The following is a 2,277-nucleotide window of genomic DNA, read 5'->3' as shown; positions in this document are numbered from 1 at the left end:
CTACTTCAATAAGAAGAACCGGAGATCGGGTCATCTCTGGCAGGGAAGGTTCTATTCCTGTCCGCTGCATCATGATCACGCTCTTGAAGCGTTGAGGTATGTTGAGAGAAATCCCGTTCGCGCAAAGATGGTTCAGTTTCCCTGGGAGTATGAATGGTCGAGCGCGAGAGAACATGTGGGATTTATTGCGGAGGAAGGAATTCCCAGTGAAGGCGAAAGTACTGAACCTGAGTGCAGAAGTCAGGAGCCCGCTATTCCAAGAGTTATTACCCAAAGTCATTCGATTTCTGAAGTGGAAAAGGTGTCTGAGGAAGATACTTTAACTTCTCAGACCTCAGTATCATCTTCTAGAATTATTGAGCTTTCTCCGCTGCAGGAACTCGATGTTAACTGGAATCCGGAAGGTTGGAGAGAATTTCTGGGTTTTCCCGACGAAGATAGTTTTCTCAGTAGAATCAGGGGAAACACGTTTTCTGGAAAGCCGTTGTTTGCCGAAGAACTTGTAGCCGATCTTGAGAAGGAGCTCGGGGTTCCACTTGGCAGTAAGCGAGGGGGAGACCGAAGAGCGGTGAAAATCCGTTGTTTGCCGAGGAACTTGTAGGCGATCTTGAGAAGGAGCTGGGTGTATCACTTGGCAGTAGGCCGAGGGGAGACCGAAGAAGGAGTAGTTTAGACGCGAAAAACGGTAGCGGTGAAAATCGGGTACAGACGTGAGGTGAATCGTCAGGCTCCGCCAGGCCAGTTCCGACTTCGTCGGGCAAACAATGACCATTGAGAAAGAGCGTTGTGGAGAGGTTCGCTGCGCTCACCAGAGAAAGGAGAGAGAGAAGAAACCAGTAAGATTGGCGATGGAATTTACCCGTCACATGCATCTCTTTCATCTCACCTTGTGACCAACGAAGAACAGATCCTTCCGCTGGAACAAAGAGCAATGTTTTCCTCATTGACGTCTGCTCTTTTCGGAGAACGGTGGACCGCCGACGGACAACGTCGTCTTCCCAGCGTTCAGCGGGTTTTCTCAGAGTTGAATAGACGGGGACAGACGTCAGGAGCCCGTCAGTACCCTATTCGAAATGCTACGCGATGACAATGTTAGACGATTATGCGATTCTTTTGTAGGGGCGAACGGCTGTTCGCCCGAAAAAGGTCCTGGTTGGAATCTCTGTTTTTTACGCGAAAAATGTGACCATAGGTGCGTTTGGGAGCCTGTCTGCTGACGCATGCCAGTCAGGCTCCGCCTGGCCAGGCTCGCTATCCGTGCCATGTTTTCAAGACCAGATCCCGTGCAAAAGCATCACGGGATGACAAACTGAGGCATTTCAGGGCAGGCTCTACGGATTGACAGAAGAGGGTGGATTTACCGACATTTAATACGGAGTGAAAGCACATCAAGTCATCCTGTCATGCTTCAGGCCAGGATCTCGGTTTTTCGCGAAAAATGTGACAGACGCTTAGAGCTCGTCAATCCCCATTTTGCTTACAGCGGTCAACGGGTTTTTGTTTCTAAGAGCATAGCGGTTCATGGGTGTGAGATCCCGTACAGGATCACTACGGGATGACCGAAGAGGCGCGAAAAATGGTCTAGATGCTAGAAGAATCGTCAGTCCCTATTTTCGTTGCAGCGCGTAGCGGGTCCTTGTTTTTAAGCGTATAGCGGATCTTAGTGAGAGCCGGCAGGGTAACTACTAGTTAATGTCAGTATTGAAAGCCAAGTGTCCACATCGGAATCGAGTTTGAATAGGGCAAATCAGTGTCGTCTCTTATTACGAACTCCGCTTTCTTTGGTTTTTTGCTCCTTCCTCCTACTTCAATAATCTTCCCATCTACAGAGAAATCTCCGTTTCGCTCATCCGCACATGCAAAGACTTTTCTACCAGCATCTTCGAAGGATTGTGCCACAAAGGCTTCTCTTCTTGTTCCAATATTTCCTGTACCAATTGAGTAGAAAGCAGGGTCTCCAAAGAATATTTTCTCACCCTTGGAGAAGGTTCGATTGTCGTTTTCTCTATATACTATTCTGATTACTCCTGTTGCGTTCATTACAGTAAGAAGTTCGTAGAGCTTTCTCTTCCCTATACCCCAGTCTCTACACATTCTCTCAATGTTCAATGTTGGTACTTTTGAAGTCGCCAAGAACCCAACAACGGCATTCATTAGCCTGAAGTGAATATCTGAGATTTGGGGAACGAAGAAGGGAACATCTCCATGTAGTGTTTTTTCGATAATGTGTTCTATTTGCTCTCGAAAGTCCCATTCCATGTAAGACGGCCTGAATCC

The 2,277-nt window shown here is 47.7% G+C and carries 1 protein-coding gene and 1 pseudogene; one reads left to right on the top strand and one right to left on the bottom strand.

Going from position 1 to position 2,277, the window contains the following annotated elements:
- Positions 1-601 (top strand): transposase (locus BG32_RS16330; RefSeq protein ID WP_409072650.1); only part of this gene is annotated, 601 nt, incomplete at its 5' end.
- A gap of 1,094 nt (positions 602-1,695) precedes the next feature.
- Here BG32_RS16330 and BG32_RS06025 read toward each other — a convergent pair.
- Positions 1,696-2,277 (bottom strand): annotated as a pseudogene (locus BG32_RS06025) (ATP-binding protein); the annotation flags it as partial.

The sequence above is a fragment of the Mesotoga sp. HF07.pep.5.2.highcov genome, from assembly GCF_003666285.1.
GTDB lineage: Bacteria > Thermotogota > Thermotogae > Petrotogales > Kosmotogaceae > Mesotoga > Mesotoga prima.
This window is presented reverse-complemented; position numbering and strand designations above follow the sequence as displayed.